Here is a 15,491-nt window from a genome sequence, read left to right on the forward strand (position 1 = left end):
AGCCGATTCAGATTTGAACTTTTCTCCAGTCATTTCTATAATGGGATAGAAGCATAAGAGACTTTTCACATAGGGAGTTGTTCAACGTGTCGGAAAAAAGAGTCGCCGTAATCGGTGCCGGACCAGGAGGACTTGCGGCCGCTATGCTGCTCGCAAGCCGTGGTGTGAAAGTAACAGTGTTTGAGAAGCAGGCGTTCGTCGGTGGACGGACGTCGCGTCTGCAAGTCGGAGAATTCGCGTTCGATCGTGGCCCGACTTTTTTAAATATGCCATACATTTTAGAAGAGATTTTCGAAGAGACAGGTCGAGATTTACATGACTATGTCGAGATGAAACGACTCGAGCCGATGTATGATCTTTATTTTGATAAAGGAAATCGGGTCCTATCGATGACGACCGATCGCGATCAAATGCATCAGGCGATTGAAGAGCAGTTCCCAGGCAACGGGGAAGGGTACGAACGCTTCATGGCCGAACAAGCCATCAAGCTGTCGAAACTGATGCCGGTGCTCCAGACGGCACATGACAAATTGACCGATTATGTGGCGACACGCGTCTTGAAGGCGCTCCCGTTCTTATCGATCGGCAAGTCGTTATACGACGTCTTGTCGGAGTATTTCACGAGCGAAGAGCTGAAGTACGCGTTCACGTTCCAAGCGAAATACCTCGGCATGTCGGCGTGGGATTGTCCGGGTGGCTTCTCAATCTTGTCGTATATGGAACATGCTTACGGCGTCCATCACCCGATTGGCGGCGTGAATCAACTCTGCACAGCGATGGCCCGTGTCATCGAAGAAGAAGGTGGGGAAATTCGTCTCGAGGAAGGCGTCGACCGGCTCTTGCTCGACGGGAAACGCGTCAACGGGCTTGTGGCGAACAACGTCCATTATGCTTTTGACGAAGTGATTGTCGGTGCCGACTTCGCGCACGCAATGATGACGCTCGTTCCGAGCGATGCACTCACACGGTGGAGTCCAAAACAACTGAAGAAGAAGCGTTACTCGTGTTCGACGTTCATGCTTTATCTCGGACTCAATCGTATCTACGATGATGTCGCGCATCATTCGATTCATTTCGCCGACGATTACGAACGGAATGTGAAAGAGATGACGCAAGACTTGAAGCTGAGCGAAGACTTCTCGTTCTATGTCCAAAATGCTTCACGGATTGATCCAACACTCGCACCGTCAGGGAAATCCTCGCTTTATGTGCTCGTCCCGGTGCCGAACAACCTGTCGAATTTACCGTGGGAGACGCTCGAGACGACGATGACCGAGCGCGTCCTCGATGCACTTGAGACTCGTTCGCCGTATCGTGAGATCCGGAACCATATCGAGGTGATGCAGCCGCTCACGCCAAACGATTGGGAAGCGTTCGGTGTCTATGAAGGGGCGACGTTCAACTTAGGACATAACTTGTCACAGATGATGTATTTCCGTCCTCATAACCAGTTCGAGGAGCTCGACCACGTCTGGCTCGTCGGCGGTGGGACACATCCAGGCAGCGGACTGCCAACGATTTTTGAATCGGCGCGCATCACCGCCAACCTGTTGCGTGACCGGGCAGGTGTCGGCCAATGAACATCAGTTTCGTCGGTGCCGGCATTGGGTCGCTTTACGCGGCCTTGCTCCTGACCCACAAATATCCGTCGCTGGACGTGACCATCTATGAAAAAGAAGCTCGTGTCGGCGGCCGGCTCAATTATGTCGAGTTCAAGAACGGCGCCCGCGTCGATGAAGGGCCGACCATCGTCTTATTGCCCGGAAAATTGAAAAGTCAGCTCCTCGAGGCCGGTTTTCCGGAGCGAGAGCTCGAGTTGATCGAGGTCGACCCGCTTTATCGCCTCCGTTACGAGGATGGCACGACGTTCTACAAATACCGTGACATCGAACGTCAGGCGGCCGAAATCGACCGTCTGTTCAACGAGGGCGACGGCTTTAGAAAGTATATGACTCAAAAACGAGAAGAGTATCGCCTCGGGTTCGATGCATTCTTAGACCGGGGCTATAAAGGCAAGACCGATTTGTTCGAACCGAAACTATTGATGCTCCTCATGCGCTTGAAGGCGTATGAGACGGCCCACGAGAACATGAAACGCTTCTTCAAAGACGAGCGTCTGCGCGTCGCCTATAGCCTCCAAACGCTCTATATTGGTGGGAACCCATATGATACCCCATCCCTCTATGGTTTGATCCCGTACCGCGAACAAGAAGAAGGAATCTGGTACGTCAAGGGAGGATATTTCTCACTTGCGACGAAAGTAGAACAAGAGTTGAGACGACGCGGCGTCAAGTTCGAGTTGAACGCGAACGTCGAACGGGTGCAGGTGGAACAAAGCCGGGCGAACGCGGTCATCGTGGATGGTGTCGTTCATCCGTATGATGTGGTCGTCGTCAACGGTGATTTTCCCCTCATGGAACGGTTGATTGATGGCGTTAAGCCGAAATCATACGAACCGTCGAGCGGGACGCTCTTGCTTTACTTCACCGTGACCGGGGACATCGATTTACCGATCCACCAATTCGACTTGCCGAATGATTTTGCCGGGTCGATGCGGACCATCTTCGAAGATGGTAAACTAAGCAAGTATCCGGCGATGTATACGTTCAATCCGTCTTTGATGGACGACACGCTGGCACCGGACGGGACGAGCGTTCTCTATGTCCTCGTGCCGGTCCCACGTAAATTGGAGCGTGAGGACTTTGAAACGAGCGGTGCGATCGAGCATTTGATTGGTCGGATCGAACAGATAGTCCCCGACTTCAGGGATCGTGTCATTGAGATGAAAGTTCGGACGCCGATGGATGCGGAACGATTTGGGTTATTCGAAGGCGGGAGCTTCGGCATCGCCCCGAGATTGGCCCAATCGGCCGCGTTCAAACCACAGGCTCGCCCGTACGCGCACATCGACCGACTTTACGCCGTCGGAGCATCGGTGCATCCGTGCGGAGGCGTCCCGATCGTCATGATCGGCTCGCAGCTGTTAGTGAAGAGAATGGAAGAAGAAATGGGGGCATTGTACCATGACGACACAAGAAGCGTATCGTCACTGTGAAGACGTAATGAAAAAAGGCTCGCTCACGTTTTATCGGGCCTTTTCTTTGCTCTCCAAACCAGACCGTCAGGCCGTGGCCGCGGTCTATGCGTTTTGTCGGACGCTCGATGACGCGGTCGATGAATCCGACCGTCCTGAAGAGAGCTTGACGGACTTTTTGACCGAGTTCGATCGCTTCTTGGCCGGTGAACATCTGACCGATGCGCTCTGGGTGGCGTTGCATGACGTTTGGGGACGGTACGACATGGACGTCGAACCGTTCTTTGAATTGGCTGAAGGCATGAAGTGGGACTTACATAAAACGCGCTACGCGACGCTCGAGGAGACGGAGCAATATAGTTACTATGCGGCCAGCACCGTCGGTTTGATGCTGTTGCCGATCCTCGCGCCGGACGTGGATGCGACGGGACGGCAACAGTTGAAACAAGGTGCGATCGACTTAGGCATCGCCATGCAGTTGACGAACATCTTGCGTGACGTCGGGGATGACCTCGATCGGGACCGGATTTATGTGCCCCAATCGTTGCTCGCCGAGTTCGGTGTCGAGGAAGCCGATTTGTTTGCGCGGCAAGTGACTCCGGCGTTCATCGACGTCTGGGAGACGATGGCGCGCCGGGCCGAACACCTATACGTCCGGGCCCGGGAGACCCATCACTTATATCCTGCGACGAGCCGGAAGCCGGTCAGCGCGGCGGGATTGCTTTATGAAGGCATCTTGGACGCGGCTCGGCAGAATGGGCACGACGTCTTCACGAAACGGGCGTTTGTCTCGACGATTCAAAAAGGGAAACTGTTGGCCAAGTTATAAAATCAGGCAGCCGTCGCAAAACGGCTGCCTTTTTTGCGCACAAAAAAACCACTTTTGGCGGGGGACCAAAAGTGGTGTAAGCGTTATGTGATTCGTTCATCGGGGAAACGAACGAATCGGACGTGATGAACCCTAAAGATGTGCCTCGTTTCATAGGGAATGAAACGATGGGGCATCTTCGCTGAAGCAGGATGCTTGATGGACTAAGGGGGAACATCAGATGCATGCTGTTCCAGCTGCGAGATACGAGTGGGGAAACTCGCTCATCACTTTTTTCTCGGGTGTGACAAGTTCAAAACGCGATAGGCTCGGGGAAGCCATTCGATCGCTACAGGTGTAACTAACGTTACAAAACTGCTTGAACTCGAATATGATATTATCACGTCTGTCCCGTGTCGACAAGTGTCGAATCTTCTGTTCACAAAATGTTCAAATTGTCAGAGGTATGTCCTCTAACATCGACCGAGCCGCAAATTGTCCTGAAAGCGTCACCATCGGGCTACCGCCGCCAGGGTGGGTCGAGCCTCCGGCAAACCAAATGTTGGACACATCTTCCGAGCGAGCGGAAGGTCGGAAAAACGCTCCTTTTTTCGAGTTGGCCGATGTCCCATAGAGTGCCCCGTAATATGCGTAAAAATCACGCGTCAAGTCGAGCGGGGTGACACGGCGATGGAAGACGACATCGCGATCTTCCCATTCAACGCCGAATTTCCGGAGGCGTCGGCGAATCAAATGTTCATACGTCTCGGCATCGATGTCGGTCATATGGGCCGGCGCATTGACGAGGATGAACAAGTTGTCGCCAGCTTCTCCCATCGAAGGGTCGGTATGGGCCGAGTTCGAGATGTAAATCGTCGGTTCGTCCGCATACCGTTCCTCGTCGAACAGCGCCCGGAATTCCGCTTCGTAGTCGTCTGAGAAGTAGACGTTATGATGCGCCAAGTTCAACCGCTTGTTCAAGCCGACCATGATGACGAAAGCGGACACCGATGGTTCAATCGTGTCACGCGTCGGTACCGGGAACGACGGACGGTCAGAAGCATCGACGAGTCGCGGATACTGCGTGAGCAGTTCTCCGTTCAATAAGACGGCGTCACAAGACATGACTTCTTCATGGTCGATGACGACCGCATGCGCTTTTCCGTTCGTCACTTCGATTTTTGTGACTTCATGACCGAGCCGGAACTCGACGCCAAGCTCGCTCGCCCGTTTGGCGAAGCCTTTCGCGATCGTCCAGTTCCCACCTTTGGCGAAATAGACGCCATCATTCAGCTCCAGGTGCGAGATAAGCGCGAACGTGCCGGGTGTAACGTACGGACTGCTGCCGATATACGTCGCATAGCGGTCGAGCGCCTGGATGATGCGCGGGTCTTTAAAATACTTCTTATGGAGCGCATGAAGGCTCTTGAGCGGATGTACTTTCATCATGTCAGCCCAAAGGCCGGTATCGATTTTTGAATCCATCCGTGTGAAGAACCGGTTATTGGCGATTTCAAACAACTTCTCCGCCTCGTCTAAGTAGTCGGTCAATTGATTCTTGTCGGCCTTATCGCCGGTCAGACGGCGTACCTCGGCTTCCATTTTCTCGCGGTCTGAATGAAACGTGAACGTCGAACCGTCAGAGAAATGATTGACCGTGTGCGACTCAAGTTTGACGAGCTCAAAATAGTCATCCGGGTTAGCTCCGCTGTTGCGAATGACGGAGCGGAACACGTCCGGCATCGTAATCGTATTCGGCCCGAAGTCGAACCGGTGTCCATCGGTGATGATGGGCATGAGCTTTCCACCGACATGTTCATTCTTTTCAATGACGGTCACGTCGTAACCGCGGGCGGCCAAGGTGACGGCGGCGCTCAAGCCGCCGAGCCCGGCCCCGATAATAGCGATATGTTTCATGTTGTGCCTCCTAGCGAGATTATTGATACGTCCGGCCTTTCCATGAAATCGGCTTTCGTCGCCATTTGCGCACGACCGCGCTCGCGAGGAGCAACAAGTAGGCGATGAGGCTGAACGGATGGAGCCAAAAGTGGCGTCCTCCCGATTTGACGTCGATCGCGAGTCGAGCGAGCAAGACGAACACGCACGCCAAGAACGAGATCCAGTCCATGTGGACGAGGAGTGCGATGAAAGCAGACAGCTGGGTGCCGTAGTATAAGAAGAAATAAAGGGCGATGCCCACTGCTTCATTCATTCCCTTGAATACGTTCTTTGAAAACCCGTTCCACACTTCTTCATTCGTCGCATACATGTCACATGTGATGTAAGGCGAGACGTTGACGAGCGATGTGACTTTTTTGCGTCGCTTGAACTCACGGCACAGATCGATATCATCGATCAATGAATTGTGGATCGAGGCGTGTCCACCGACGTCGTCATAACTTTTCCGTTCGACGAGCACGTTCATTCCGTTGGCGGCGGCGAAGGCGGGATGACGCACTTTTCGCCAAAACAACGGCAAATGTTGGGCGATCAAGACGTGTTGCATCGGAATCAACAGTTTCCCGAGCCACGTTGGTGTCGGGAAACGAGGAAAACCTGACAAGAAGACCGCCTCTTCACGGGCGAGTGTGCCGTGCAGTCGCCCAATGAACGTCGGGTCAATCGTCACGTCGGCATCGAGGAACAATACGTACGGCTCGGTCGTGCGGGTCGCCAGCTGGTGACACGCGTGGACTTTGCCGGCCCAACCTTCAGGCAACGGCACCCCACGGAAAATGGTGAAGCGGGCATCGTCCGCGATTTCCCGGACGAGTGCCTCGTATGTAGCATCCTCGGACCAGTCCTCGTATAAATAGACGTGGCTTTCATCCGTCAAGGCGGCCTTCAAACTCGTGATCAGTTTTGGCACGTTCCGTTCTTCGTTCCGTAGTGGGATGCACACCGCGGTCGGAGGAGCTGGGATGGGTGCGGTGAGCGGACGGAGGAATAGCAAGTTGACCAACGTGAACAGCAGCATCAAAAACGTGAGCGACAAAATCACCATCAGCGGCCTCTTCCGATTTGGAGCAAGTGCTCCGTCCAATCTGCCAAACTGCGCTTCGGTGGGAACAAGGCGATATAGCGGTCGGACTGCTTGATTACATCGTCGCGCGTATCGTCATAAAGGCGTTCGAGTGCTTCGGCGAGCTCTTGTTTTTGAAGCCGCCGCGTCTCGGAGACGACCGTATGGTTGCGGAAGCGCACGTAGACGAGCGGAGCGGCGTGCGACGCGAACGTATAATAGATGGCGCATAGCCGGACTTCCGGCTGGTGGAGCAGCATCGTCACACCTGAGCCAATCTCGAGCGGACGATGCTCTTGTGGATACTCGCGTCCTTGTGGGAACACCCAGACGGACTTGCCTGCAAGTAAGAGCCGATTGGCGTAGTCGAGCGAGGCGCGCACATCCGACAGTTTGCCTTTTTTGATGGAGAACGCGCCCAAGTGACGGAAGAACGGGAAGCGGCGCAACCCGTCCTCATCCATCAAGACGTGAACGTCATGACGCAAATAGTATTCGTTCAACATGAGCAAAATCATCCCGTCCCACCACGAGCTATGTGTGCTCAAAAACAATCCTGGTGTCGGCACGTCATCGGCCCGGACGTGGATCGTATGGAAAAACGGACGGATTTGACGTTCTTTGACGAACGTCGAGAACAGATTATTGAACCATTTCTTTTTGCTCGCTTCGATCATGTCGGCTCCTCCGTTCTATCAAGATGAGGCCTGCGGCTGTGACAACGCTGAGTACGCCGATGCCGTAAAGACCGGCGTTGACGGCCGTGACACCGAACAGGGCGTGCAGCATGACGAACAAATAACGTCCGTGTCCGAGTAACATCGGCTCGGCTTCGACTTCAAACCGGTCGAGCAACCAAGAGAAAATGAGCGACAGTCCGAACCAACCGACGAAATTCTGCGTCGGGATATCATAATACAGACCGTCATTGGCCCATTCCCAGTAGCCTTTCACGTTTGCTGCGACCGGGTCAATCGCCATATCGAGCCAAACGGCGAGGAACGGGACGAGCCAGAGCGTTCGGTTCTTGAACGAGAACAAGCGGGCGACGGCAAAACTCGAGCCGATGACGGCGAGCCAAGCTGCCCCGATCGTGACCGGTACACCGAACACGGTCGGACCGAACGCCTCCGCGTAGATGTACTCACTGAACGGGAACCCGGTTTTGACACCGAGCGTCTCGACAGCGATTGAACCGAAGAAGATGAACGGGACGATCAGGCGGGCGTGGCGGACGCCGTCCGCAATCACCCAACCGCCGATGAGACCGGCGAGCCATAAGAAGACCGGGTTTGCCCATTCGAGCCAACTCGGCAACAAATCAAAGCCGACGAGGACGACCCCGACGACATACCAAACCAAAAACCATTTCCAAATCCATGGATACACTTTCATTTCATCACCTCTATTCTCATTCTAGAGAGGTTTGCGGCTTGCGTCTAATAAATGCATGCAAAAAAAGAGTCCCTCGAGAGGGACCCATCAATTCGCCATCCGTTTTCGTTTTTTGACGAACGAGAAAGCGATGAATAAGACATAGAACGTGACGGCGATGAACCAGAACGATGGCCATTCTTTCCACCGGGCAAAAATCATGTACGTCAAGTAGATGAGGCTGACCGTGATGATGAACGAGTGGCGCGGGAGCGGCACGTCTTTAAAGCTCGGGATGCGGACACGGCTGACCATGAGCAGAGCGAGACCCGTGAAGAAGATTGGGGTGAGCAACTCGTTAATTTGGTCCCCGAACGTCGTCACGACGGCGAGCAAGCCACCGGCGGCGGTGATCGGGACACCCGAGAAGTAACTGGCCGTGACGTTCGTCGCCGACAAGTTGAAGCGGGCCAAGCGGTAAGCACCGAACAACGGGAACAAGGCGGCGAAGAAGAGACCGTAGTTGCCGTAATCGATGAAAAACGTATAGTAGGCGAGAAGCGCCGGGGCGACCCCGAACGTGACGACATCGGCGAGCGAGTCGAGTTCTTTTCCAAAGTCACCGGCCACGCCGAGCATACGGGCCAGCCGTCCATCCAAACTGTCGAGCATCATGGCGATGATGATGAGTAGCGTCGCGTTCGAGAAGTCGCCGCGCGCCGCATAAACGATCGCCAAGACGCCGCAGAACAAGTTGCCGAACGTAAACGAGTTAGGAATCCATGAGCGGATTCGTTCTTTCCACATAGGTATTGCCTCCATCTTTCTTTGTCATTGAGTGAACCAGTGACCGTCCGTGAACCGGAGCAAATCGGTCGGTGTGAGTTCGAGTTGGTAGCCGCGCTTGCCGGCCGAGATGATGATCGTATCTTTTTGTCTGGCACTATCATGCAAGAAGACAGGAAACCGTTTTTTCGCCCCGATTGGCGAGACACCGCCGCGGATGTAGCCGGTCAGCGTTTCGAGCTCCTTCATCGGGACAGGGGAGGCTTTTTTGGCGCCCCAGGCTTTCGCGGCCGCTTTCAAATCGATATCTAAATCTCCTGAGATGAGGAAGAAGGCGTAGCGCCGTTGCTCATTCTCGAGACAAATCGTTTTATAGAGCTGGTCGAGCGGTTTACCGAGTGACGCGGCGACATGTTTGGCGGAGACGTCGGACGCGTCCACTTCGTAGGAGTGGTACGTGAACGGGATGTTCCGTTGTTTCAATTGTCTTGCGGCATTCGTCAGTTGCATCAGCCCCACCCTTTCGTTGAACGACTCTTTTAAGAATAGCAAATAGTGGTAGCGTCGGGCAATCGAACTCGGAAAGTTTCTATGACAAGAAGGAAACAGAATGAACGATATAGAAATGAATAGTGATTCATTTTAGTAAAGGGGGAAATGGGATGGAAACGATTCAACTGGAACAGCGGAACGGGGTCGGCTGGCTGAAATGGGACCGGCCGGAAAAATTGAACGCATTAAATGAGATGTTGCTTCGTGAGGCGAGGGAAGCGATGGAGCAGCTCGTGGCGGATGAGGCCGTCCACGTCATCGTGCTCGTCGGGCAAGGGCGTGCCTTCTCATCGGGACAGGACTTGACGATTGAGAGTGACGCCGACTATGGGGTGTATTTGGAAGAGGTGTACCATCCGCTCGTGCGGGCGCTTGCCGACTGTCCGAAACCAATCATCGCCGGCATTCACGGGGTCGTGGCGGGGGCGGGACTCAGTCTGGCGCTCGCGGCGGACGTCCGTCTCGTCGCCCGGTCGACGAAGTTCAGTTCCGCCTTCATCAAAATCGGCCTTGTCGCCGATGCCGGGGGTCCGTACTATTTACGGCGCTTGATGCGGCCCGATCTCGCGCTCGCTTGGATGTGGAGCGGCAGCACGATTGATGCCGAACAGGCCGAAACGTTCGGTCTCGTCACCGAGCTCGTCGAGGATGAGGCGTACTTGGAGCGATTGACGGCCTATGCCGAGACGCTCGCAGCCAAGTCACCGACGGCGGTGCAAGGCATGAAGGCGTTATTCCGGGCCGACTCGTTCGAGGACGGTCTCGAGCAAGAAATCATCTGGCAACGGAAATGTGGTCAGACGGACGTTCATCGCCAGGCGATGCAGGCGTTCCTAAATCGATGAAAAAAGAAGCGGTCACAGCGACCGCTTCTTTTTGGTTGATTATGAAGTTGGCTTCGGTTCGAACTGGAAGCCTTTTTGTTGCCACGTGCCGTATTTCCAACGACGGAAGGCGAAGAAACCGCGGAACCACTCGTCGAGCGAGAAGGCGAGCCAAATGCCGAGGACGCCGAGTCCCATTTGGAGTCCGAACAAATAACTGAAGACGACGGCAACGCCCCACATCGAGGCAATCCCGATCATGACCGGGAAGCGAACGTCGCCGACCGACTTGAGCGATCCCATCAACACGATGTTCATGGCGCGACCTGGCTCAAGGATGAGCGTCGCCCATAAAATCGGCACCCCGACGGCGATGATATCCGGGTTCGATGTGAACAAGCCGAGCAGCGACTTGCCGAAGACGGCGAGTCCGAGCGACGCCACGAGTGAAGCGAACATGGCAATCTTCAACGTCTTAACGGCGCGGGTATACGCTTCTTTAAACCGTTTCCCGCCGATGTCACGGGCAATCAATAATTGCGTCCCTTGCGCGACGGCGACCGTGAACAAGAAGGCGAGCATCGACAAGTTCATGACGTATACCCGTGCGGCGAGGGAAGCCTCGCCCATCGTGGCGATGAAACCGGTGATGATGATTTGCGAGAACTGATATGACAAGTTCTCTCCGGCTGATGGTACGCCGATTTGGAGCAAGGCGCGAATGTCGTCGCGTTTCGGACGAATCAATTCCTTGAGCGGGAAGCGGAGCATGAGCCGCTTCTTGACGATCCAGAACAATAGCACCATGGCTGAGAAGCGGGCAATGACGATGGCCCATGCGACGCCGGCGACACCCGTGACCGGGAGACCGAACCAACCCATGACGGCGATCATGGCTCCGATGGCCGTGATGATATCGATGAGAAGCGTCGCGAGCATCGCGTGCTTCGTCATCCCGTGGCTCCGGAGGACGGAACTGAGCGCCATGATGAGCGCTTCGGTGAACAGCGACAACCCGACAATCTGCAAGAATAACAGGCCATGGTCGAACAGCTCATCCGATAAGCCGAACAAACGGAGGAACGTCTCACCGAACAAGAAGACGACCGCGACCATGAGCACGCCGAGCCACATGTTCAAGCTGACGGCGGAACGGGCGAAGTCACGGCTCTTCTTCATCCGATTGGCGCCGATCGCTTGACCGATCAAGATGGTCGCACCGACCGAGGTCACGCTGAAGACGATTAAGAAGACGTTCAAGATTTGGTTGGCGACGCCGACCGCGGAAGCGGCAGCATCGGAGTAATGGGCGAGCATGAGCGTGGCGATGATCCCGGTCCCCATATGAAGTGCGAGTTCGATGAAAATCGGCCACGAGATTTTAAATAAACTGAGCTGTTCGGTGTCTTTTGTCGGCATGTTGTATTCTCCCTTGTTTCTACAATTCTCTATATGAAATATTTACGTTGTCAAAATCACAAGGGTCATGTTACTCCTTTTGAAATGAAAAAGAAAGGGATTTGGCAAATTATTTTCAACAAAAAAAACACCCGCCGAAACGGGTGCAAAACGGAATTTATTTCATTTTTAAAATCGTGGCGCTGTACGGTGCGAGCTCGACTTCGAGCGAGTCTACATCATGGTCGCGCAGCAAATCGTAAGCGCTTCCGGTATGGCCGAGCGGATTAAGTTTTGATACGGAATCAGAGTTATTGAAGTATATCAAATACGTCTCATCTTTCGTACAACGCTCGATGATGAGGGCGTTATCCTCATCGTCGACGAGATTGAAACGATACGAGCCGCCGTTCGCGAGCACCGGATGCTCTTTGCGGAGTCGAATCAATTTCTGCACGTAGCGGAACAGTTCGCGATCTTCTTCGGCTTCGTCCCACGGCATACAACGGCGGCAACCCGGATCTTGTTCGCCTTCGAGGCCGATCTCGTCCCCGTAATAGATGCATGGGCTTCCTGTGTACGTGAGCATCGACGTCATGAGTAACTTGAACTTCCCTTTATGTCCTTTCGCTCGTGTCAGGGCACGTGGTGTATCGTGCGAGTCTATCAAGTTGAACGTCACTTCGTTCACATTCATCGTGTTCATCATCTCGACACGCGTCAATTCGTCACGGAACTCGGACGCCGTCGTCCGGTCAAGGGCGAAATAGTTAAGGCTCGCGTTTGTAAACGGATAGTTCATGACTGCATCGAACTGGTCGCCTTGGAGCCACGGTTGGGCATCATGCCAAATTTCGCCGAGGATGTATGCTTCAGGATTTGCCTCTTTCACCGTTTTACGGAAATCACGCCAGAACGCATGGTCGACTTCGTTTGCCACGTCGAGTCGCCAGCCGTCGATTCCGAACTCTTCGACCCAGTAGCGGGCGACTTCTAATAGATAAGCTTTTAGCGCCGGGTGCTCCGTATTGATTTTCGGCATGTTTTTCTCAAAGGCAAACGTGTCGTAGTTCGGCTTCGGCGTCGTCTCGATCGGGAAGTCACGAAGATAGAACCAGTCACGGTACTCTGACTGTGGTCCTTTTTCGACGACGTCTAAGAACCAAGGGTGGTTGTAGCCGACATGGTTGAAGACGGCGTCGAGCATGACTTTGATACCGTTCTCGTGGAGAAGATCGACGAGTTGTTTGAACTGCTCTTTCGTTCCGAACTGCGGATCGATTTCCATATAATCGAGCGTGTCGTATTTATGGTTCGTCGTTGCTTTGAAGATCGGGCAGAAGTAAATCCCGGTGATCCCTAGATCGACGATATGGTCAATATGGTCGATGATCCCTTGGAAGTCGCCACCGAAGAAGTTCGTGGTCGTCGGTTCGGTACTATTCCATGGGAGCGTGCCTTCGGGATTGAGCGAGTCATCGCCGTTGGCAAAACGATCCGGGAAAATTTGATACCAGACCGTGTCCTTCACCCATGACGGGGCGTGGAAGATGTCGACCGGATTGATGAACGGGATGCAGAAATAGTAGCCTGTGTCATCGAGCGGTTTGTCTTCAAACCAACCTTTTTCCGTATAGACGGCCGTCTCGTTCCCGTCATGGAGGCGGAAACCGTAACGGAGTCGGCGGAACGGCGGCTTGATGGCGATGAACCAGTAGTCGTATTGGTCGTCGTGTCCAATCTTTTCCATCGGTGTCTCGAACGTACGCCAGAAACTCGGCTTGTTCGGATCAAAGTTCCACATGGCCGGATCTTCCGAGTGCCAGTCATATGGATCGTTCCAAATTAAGTCAACGGATTGGATATCATTTCTTTTTGTGTGGAACCGGATATGTATCGTTTCTCGGTCGTACTTGTACACGAAAGGTGACATGGCGCGGTGGTAGATGGCTTCTTTGATCATGGGTTTGAATTCCTTTCTCTATTAAGAGTTATAACCATTTTACACTGTCTGTTCAGAAAAGAAACAACAGTTGTGAAAACGTTTGCTCAAGCAAAGGGTAATAAAGCGTTTACATTTTGTCAATCGTTCGATTCCTTATTTCATAAGAAAAACACCTACAAAAACTTCAAAAAGAGATAAATGGGACAACAGCAGGAAAAATTCCTAAAAAAAAGTCTTGTAAAACGCTTACACAACTGTATAATAAAAATTGAGGTGAGGATGCAAACGTTTTCACTAACCTACTGATTCTGTAGCGGAGTTGTTTAAAATCAGTAGGTCGGTGCGATTGCGCAAATCTGACCATACTATTCCTTGGGGAGGTTTTTCATCATGAAGATGAAAAAAATGGTAGCAGGACTTTCAACGGCAGTATTCGCTTTCGGTGCACTTGCTGCATGTGGTGGCGGTACGGACAATGGTTCTACTAACGAAGGCGGTTCTTCTAGCGAGAACAAGCCAGAAAAAATCGTAATTTGGGAGGATATTGAAAAGTCGGAAACGACGAAAGAAGTTGCGAAGGCGTTTGAAGAAGAACACGGCGTCGCAGTTGAAGTCGTTGAAGTTCAAATGACGGATCAAAAAGACAAGTTGGCGCTTGACGGCCCGGCTGGTAAAGGTCCTGATATCGTTCTCGTACCACACGACCAAATCGGAACGATCGCTGATCAAGGTCACTTGGCTCCACTTACGGATGAAGGCGCACTCGAGTCGTTCACAGACGCTTCGAAATCGGCTGTCATGTTCGACGGACAAGCTTACGGCTATCCGAAATCAGTTGAAACACCAGTCCTCATGTACAACAAGGATTTGGTATCAGAAGCTCCTGCTTCAATGGACGACTTGTACAAGTTGTCTACAGATCTTAAAGACAAAGGCGAGTACGGCTTCCTTGGTCTTTGGGATAACTTCTACTTCGCTCACGGTGTAGTGGCTGGCTTCGGCGGTTACGTCTTCAAAGAAGACGGCGGCGCGCTCGACCCAACCGACGTCGGTTTGAACAACGAAGGCGCAGTCGAAGGCTTCGACTACATCGGCAAATGGTACCAAGAAGGCCTCTTCCCTAAAGGGTTGATCGGCGAGTCTGGTGGCCAAGCGCTGGACCAACTCTTCACTGAGAAAAAAGCACACACAGTCATGAACGGACCATGGGCCGTAGCTGGTTACCAAGATGCTGGCGTCAACCTTGGAGCGTCTGCATTGCCGACACTTCCAAACGGTGAGCCAATCAAGACGTTCATGGGCGTGAAGGCATACGCACTTTCTGCTTACACAGAAAACCAAGAGTGGGCTGAAATGTTCCTCGCAGAACTCACGAACGAAGAGAACGCATTGAAAATGTTCGAAGCGTACAACGAGATCCCACCAGTAGCAGCACTCGAGTCGAATGAGACAATCACGTCGAACGAAGTTGCGAAAGCGGTATTCGATCAAGCGACGAACGCAATCCCAATGCCTAACATTCCTGAAATGGGACAAGTTTGGGAGCCAATGGCACAAGCACTTCAGCTCGTAGCAACTGGCAAGCAAGATGCACAAAAATCAGCTGACGATGCTGTTAAAGTCATCGAGCAACAAATCCAAGCAAACAACCAATAAGGATATGAAATGATGGGGTACGCCGACTGGCGTTCCCCCTCATTTTCTAGAATTGAGCAAACGCTTGCTCGATTGATTTGCTCAAATTGAAA

13 protein-coding genes are annotated in these 15,491 nt (G+C 53.1%); 5 read left to right on the forward strand and 8 right to left on the reverse strand.

The genetic code is table 11. The features are described from left to right. Positions 1–53: 53 nt before the first annotated feature. From KNP02_RS07190 to KNP02_RS07200, 3 genes are read left to right on the forward strand one after another with little or no spacing between them, the layout of a single operon-like run. Entirely contained in the window at positions 54–1,580 is a 1,527-nt protein-coding gene (locus KNP02_RS07190; RefSeq protein WP_214708161.1) for a phytoene desaturase family protein, read from the forward strand. After that, entirely contained in the window at positions 1,577–3,055 is a 1,479-nt protein-coding gene (locus KNP02_RS07195; protein WP_214707908.1) for a phytoene desaturase family protein, read from the forward strand. Before KNP02_RS07190 ends, KNP02_RS07195 begins: the two co-directional genes overlap by 4 nt. Beyond that, complete coding sequence (locus KNP02_RS07200; protein WP_214707910.1) at positions 3,024–3,863, forward strand: phytoene/squalene synthase family protein; 840 nt, start codon at positions 3,024–3,026, stop codon at positions 3,861–3,863. The genes KNP02_RS07195 and KNP02_RS07200 overlap by 32 nt, the downstream gene beginning before the upstream one ends. Positions 3,864–4,292: 429 nt before the next feature. On the opposite strand, the gene KNP02_RS07205 is transcribed toward KNP02_RS07200, so the two are convergent. The 6 genes from KNP02_RS07205 to ybaK all read right to left on the reverse strand — a co-directional run bounded on the left by KNP02_RS07205 (position 4,293) and on the right by ybaK (position 9,534). Next, the gene (locus tag KNP02_RS07205) at positions 4,293–5,759 is read right to left on the reverse strand and encodes a phytoene desaturase family protein (RefSeq protein ID WP_034776586.1); all 1,467 of its coding nucleotides are present in this window, start codon (positions 5,757–5,759) and stop codon (positions 4,293–4,295) included. A gap of 19 nt (positions 5,760–5,778) precedes the next feature. Continuing rightward, complete coding sequence (locus KNP02_RS07210; protein WP_214707911.1) at positions 5,779–6,846, reverse strand: glycosyltransferase family 2 protein; 1,068 nt, start codon at positions 6,844–6,846, stop codon at positions 5,779–5,781. After that, positions 6,846–7,541, reverse strand: coding sequence for a lysophospholipid acyltransferase family protein (locus tag KNP02_RS07215; protein ID WP_034776590.1), 696 nt, complete (start codon positions 7,539–7,541; stop codon positions 6,846–6,848). The genes KNP02_RS07210 and KNP02_RS07215 overlap by 1 nt, the downstream gene beginning before the upstream one ends. Further along, positions 7,507–8,259: a carotenoid biosynthesis protein gene (locus KNP02_RS07220; protein ID WP_034776593.1), complete on the reverse strand. Its 753-nt coding sequence runs from the start codon at positions 8,257–8,259 to the stop codon at positions 7,507–7,509. Before KNP02_RS07220 ends, KNP02_RS07215 begins: the two co-directional genes overlap by 35 nt. 87 nt (positions 8,260–8,346) lie before the next feature. Further along, entirely contained in the window at positions 8,347–9,045 is a 699-nt protein-coding gene (gene pssA, locus KNP02_RS07225) for a CDP-diacylglycerol--serine O-phosphatidyltransferase (RefSeq protein WP_021066674.1), read from the reverse strand. Between the two features lie 24 nt (positions 9,046–9,069). Beyond that, a complete protein-coding gene (ybaK, locus tag KNP02_RS07230) occupies positions 9,070–9,534 on the reverse strand; it encodes a Cys-tRNA(Pro) deacylase (protein ID WP_034776595.1) in 465 nt (154 codons plus the stop codon). A gap of 152 nt (positions 9,535–9,686) precedes the next feature. On the opposite strand from ybaK, the gene KNP02_RS07235 reads away from it, so the two are divergent. After that, positions 9,687–10,421: an enoyl-CoA hydratase/isomerase family protein gene (locus KNP02_RS07235; RefSeq protein ID WP_214707913.1), complete on the forward strand. Its 735-nt coding sequence runs from the start codon at positions 9,687–9,689 to the stop codon at positions 10,419–10,421. Positions 10,422–10,460: 39 nt separating this feature from the next. Here the strand turns inward: KNP02_RS07235 and KNP02_RS07240 are convergent, their stop codons facing one another. Next, a complete protein-coding gene (locus KNP02_RS07240; protein WP_214707915.1) occupies positions 10,461–11,819 on the reverse strand; it encodes an MATE family efflux transporter in 1,359 nt (452 codons plus the stop codon). Between the two features lie 157 nt (positions 11,820–11,976). Next, positions 11,977–13,761 carry a glycoside hydrolase family 13 protein gene (locus tag KNP02_RS07245; RefSeq protein WP_214707917.1) on the reverse strand — a complete coding sequence of 595 codons (1,785 nt, stop codon included), beginning with the start codon at positions 13,759–13,761 and terminating at the stop codon, positions 11,977–11,979. Between the two features lie 372 nt (positions 13,762–14,133). On the opposite strand from KNP02_RS07245, the gene KNP02_RS07250 reads away from it, so the two are divergent. Beyond that, on the forward strand, positions 14,134–15,399 hold the full coding sequence (locus KNP02_RS07250) for an extracellular solute-binding protein (RefSeq protein ID WP_214707919.1): 1,266 nt from the start codon (positions 14,134–14,136) through the stop codon (positions 15,397–15,399). Positions 15,400–15,491 lie beyond the last annotated feature (92 nt).

This window comes from Exiguobacterium sp. s40 (assembly GCF_018617905.1).
Classification (GTDB): domain Bacteria; phylum Bacillota; class Bacilli; order Exiguobacteriales; family Exiguobacteriaceae; genus Exiguobacterium; species Exiguobacterium mexicanum_A.

Excerpts from the sequence above, each read along its gene's own strand:
- KNP02_RS07195 (WP_214707908.1), top strand. The coding sequence starts at position 1,577 with ATGAACATCAGTTTCGTCGGTGCCGGCATTGGGTCGCTTTACGCGGCC.
- KNP02_RS07200 (WP_214707910.1), top strand. The coding sequence starts at position 3,024 with ATGACGACACAAGAAGCGTATCGTCACTGTGAAGACGTAATGAAAAAA.
- KNP02_RS07205 (WP_034776586.1), bottom strand. The coding sequence starts at position 5,759 with ATGAAACATATCGCTATTATCGGGGCCGGGCTCGGCGGCTTGAGCGCC.
- KNP02_RS07210 (WP_214707911.1), bottom strand. The coding sequence starts at position 6,846 with ATGGTGATTTTGTCGCTCACGTTTTTGATGCTGCTGTTCACGTTGGTC.
- KNP02_RS07215 (WP_034776590.1), bottom strand. The coding sequence starts at position 7,541 with ATGATCGAAGCGAGCAAAAAGAAATGGTTCAATAATCTGTTCTCGACG.
- KNP02_RS07220 (WP_034776593.1), bottom strand. The coding sequence starts at position 8,259 with ATGAAAGTGTATCCATGGATTTGGAAATGGTTTTTGGTTTGGTATGTC.
- pssA (WP_021066674.1), bottom strand. The coding sequence starts at position 9,045 with ATGTGGAAAGAACGAATCCGCTCATGGATTCCTAACTCGTTTACGTTC.
- ybaK (WP_034776595.1), bottom strand. The coding sequence starts at position 9,534 with ATGCAACTGACGAATGCCGCAAGACAATTGAAACAACGGAACATCCCG.
- KNP02_RS07235 (WP_214707913.1), top strand. The coding sequence starts at position 9,687 with ATGGAAACGATTCAACTGGAACAGCGGAACGGGGTCGGCTGGCTGAAA.
- KNP02_RS07240 (WP_214707915.1), bottom strand. The coding sequence starts at position 11,819 with ATGCCGACAAAAGACACCGAACAGCTCAGTTTATTTAAAATCTCGTGG.
- KNP02_RS07245 (WP_214707917.1), bottom strand. The coding sequence starts at position 13,761 with ATGATCAAAGAAGCCATCTACCACCGCGCCATGTCACCTTTCGTGTAC.
- KNP02_RS07250 (WP_214707919.1), top strand. The coding sequence starts at position 14,134 with ATGAAGATGAAAAAAATGGTAGCAGGACTTTCAACGGCAGTATTCGCT.